The organism is Syntrophomonas sp. UBA5494, assembly GCF_002426325.1.
This window is the reverse complement of record NZ_DIPG01000052.1, coordinates 25,450-28,654: the sequence shown is the minus strand read 5'-3', so window position 1 is coordinate 28,654 and position 3,205 is coordinate 25,450. Positions and strand designations below refer to the sequence as shown.

The following is a 3,205-nucleotide window of genomic DNA, read 5'->3' as shown; positions in this document are numbered from 1 at the left end:
CGGGCAGCGAAGGCGAAGACAAGTTGTACGGAGAAGACGGCAACGACACTCTGTATGGAGGAGCGGGAGCCGACAGCCTATATGGCAGCAACGGCAATGACATTTTGGACGGTAGCGAAGGGAACGACTATCTGGAGGGAGGAAAAGGCAACGACACCTACGTATTTAACGGTGCTTTTGGTCAAGATATTATAAACAATGGTACCGCAACGGCAACTGATCTTGATAAGGCGATATTTTCGTATGATCCTGAACTATTGATATTCAGCAGAATACAAAACAATATGAAGATTCAGGTAGTAGGACAGACGGAGAGTGTATTGGTTCAGAATTGGTATACCAATGCCAATGCCAAGCTGGATAGCCTTGAAACATTGGGAGGCTGCCAACTGGTGAGCAGTCAAGTTGATCAATTGATTCAAGCTATGGCGACTTTTACAACTCAGACAGGTCTTACCTGGGAACAAGCAGCGCAGCAGAATAATCAGCAATATACCGAACTGTTAGCAACATATTATCAGTATTAATGGATGAACCCTTCTGTATAATATCTGTAGATGTGAGTCAAAAAGTGAAAGAATGTGCAGTCAACAGCGTACAATAGACAGCTTCACCTGCCCGGCGAAAAATCCTGTCCCCCCCTTTTGCGAACGGGATGAGGCCGGTACTGCGGTTTTAAGCGTTATGTTATTTGACAGTAGAAAAATTTTAGAGTCGGGGCGAAAAAGGTACGAAAATGAACCAATCAATTGCCAAGCCAATCGTTCCCACACAAAGATCGCCGCTGCGCCTGGCCCTGGGCCGGGCGTTTTTCACCGGGCGAAGATACCTGCAGTGGCTGCTCCCGAATAAGCGCTATGCCAGTGCAATTGATGCCGGCTGCCCGCTTGCGTATAAGATCGCCGGCCACCAAACCCCGCTCCTAAGACAGCTCAGGGAAGTTGATATGCGGCTGCAGTATAATAAGATCACCAATCTGCGCCTGGCAGCTTCTCGCCTGAACGGGCTGATTCTGCAGCCTGGTGAGACTTTCTCTTTCTGGAGATCAGTGGGAAGGCCCACCCGCCGCAAAGGATATCTGGATGGCATGGTCTTGAGCAACGGTGCGGTTTGTTCAGGAACCGGCGGGGGACTGTGCCAGTTATCCAATCTGATCTATTGGATGACTCTCTTCACCCCGCTGACGATCACCGAACGCTGGAGGCACAACTATGATGTGTTTCCTGACAGCGACCGCACCCAGCCATTCGGCAGCGGGGCTACGGTGGTCTATAATTACGTTGATCTGCAGATAACCAATAATACCGGGTTGCCTTACCAGTTGCTGATAAGGCTCGATGATCAGAATCTTTACGGAGAATGGCGCAGCCGCCGACCGCTTGAGGTGCGATACCAGGTCTATGAAAGGGAGCATATTATAAATGCCGAGTGGTGGGGCGGTTATACCCGCAGCAATGTGCTGGCGCGAAAGATTTATAACCCGGGCGGCGAGGAAATCGGCGATGAGGTTATTTGCGCCAATCAAGCCGTCATGATGTACCAGCCTGTGCTTCCTTGACAGCCGCGCCAAATGGATCGCCAAGAGCGTATGCAAGGCGGTTTTCATTTGATTGCTTATTATAAAGATAATGACTTAAGAATAAAGGGATATTTTTTATGAGGATGAGGAGACTTGCAGTCGCCGGCCTGCTGGCTATATTCTTATTTGCGGCTTTCTATAATGGGCTGGTGGTTAGGGAATACACTGTCCATACCGATAAATTAAACGCGGACGAGTCTGTAAGAATAGTCCTGATCGCTGATTTGCATAATCATATTTATGGCGAAGGGCAATCTAAACTGGTTGAGTTGATTAGAAATCAGAATCCCGATATTATAGCTCTGGCAGGAGACATAGCTGATGATGAGGCGCCTCTTCAAGGCACTGAAATGCTTCTGCAGGGAATAAAGGGAATTGCCCCGGTTTATTACGTGTCCGGCAACCATGAGTACTGGTCCAATGATATCAGACGTATCAAAGATGCCATTCGCCAATATGACGTTGCCGTTCTTGAAAACAGTTACGACACAATTACCGTCAATAGCTCAGCGATTATTATCGCTGGGGTTGACGACCCGGAAGTTGTTAAGGATGAGAAGCCGGGATCTGATTGGGAGGAGGCGTTTTTCAGCGCATTCTCCGGGCTGCGCAATGAACCTGAATGCTATAAAGTGCTTTTGTCACACCGCCCTGAGCTGGTAGAAATCTATCAAGCAAGCGCTTTTGACCTGGTGTTGTCGGGGCATGCCCATGGGGGCCAGGTCAGGATTCCATTCATACTGAATGGGCTTTATTCGCCCAATCAAGGCTGGTTTCCGAAATATGCCGGGGGAATGTATGATCATGGTTCTCTGACCCACATCGTGAGCCGTGGACTTTCTTTCAACCCCCGTTTGCCGCGCGTATTCAACCCGCCCGAAGTGGTGGTGATAGATATTAAAGGCATGTAAAATGCCACGTGCCGCGGAAGAGCAGAAGGCCTCTCCTCTATTCAGTGCCATCGCTAAAACGAGCCGGAACCTTATACGCTGTTCAATTTTATGGGTTATGATTATAGTACAGAATGTGCCATCGAGCCAGAGGGATGGGGTCATTGACAACGTTGAGACGAAAGGGATTGTATTGATGCAAGGTAGAAACAGGTTGGGAATATTCTCATGGTTCGGCTTCGTCTTGCCCTTGCCGGAACGGTTGCGCTTAATAAAGGAAGCCGGATTTGACGCAGTATCCATTTGGTGGGAAGATGAAATGGGCAATCCCCCCATCAAAAAAGAATACTTTAGCGATATGGTCAAAGACTCCGGTCTTATACTGGAGAATATCCACGTTCCTTTTAATGAATCCAACGACCTCTGGAGTGAACAGAAAATCCGAAGAGAAGAGCGTATTAAAGAGCATATTGCCTGGATTGAGGATTGCGCCAGGCATGGGATCCCTATGATGGTCATGCATCTGACGGAAGGCCTGGCTCCGCCTGAGCCCAACAGATATGGAATCGAAAGCCTGTTGTCTATAACCCGGAGGGCTGAAGAGGCCGGGGTCAAAATAGCAATAGAAAACACCAGAAGAGAAGATAATGTTCCCTTTGTCCTGCGAGAAATACAATCGGCCTATCTGGGCTGTTGCTTTGACAGTTCTCACGCCAACTTATACCGCGATAAAGGC

4 protein-coding genes are annotated in these 3,205 nt (G+C 48.6%); all 4 read left to right on the top strand.

Annotation, left to right across the window (positions count from 1 at the left end):
• Positions 1-527, top strand: a 527-nt coding sequence (locus tag B3W37_RS06300) for a calcium-binding protein (protein ID WP_483175116.1), incomplete at its 5' end; no start/stop codon positions are given.
• Between the two features lie 209 nt (positions 528-736).
• Positions 737-1,558: a VanW family protein gene (locus tag B3W37_RS06295; RefSeq protein ID WP_483175115.1), complete on the top strand. Its 822-nt coding sequence runs from the start codon at positions 737-739 to the stop codon at positions 1,556-1,558.
• Positions 1,559-1,662: 104 nt separating this feature from the next.
• The gene (locus B3W37_RS06290) at positions 1,663-2,490 is read left to right on the top strand and encodes a metallophosphoesterase (protein ID WP_483175114.1); all 828 of its coding nucleotides are present in this window, start codon (positions 1,663-1,665) and stop codon (positions 2,488-2,490) included.
• A gap of 97 nt (positions 2,491-2,587) precedes the next feature.
• On the top strand, positions 2,588-3,205 hold a 618-nt coding region (locus tag B3W37_RS06285), incomplete at its 3' end, for a sugar phosphate isomerase/epimerase family protein (protein WP_483175113.1).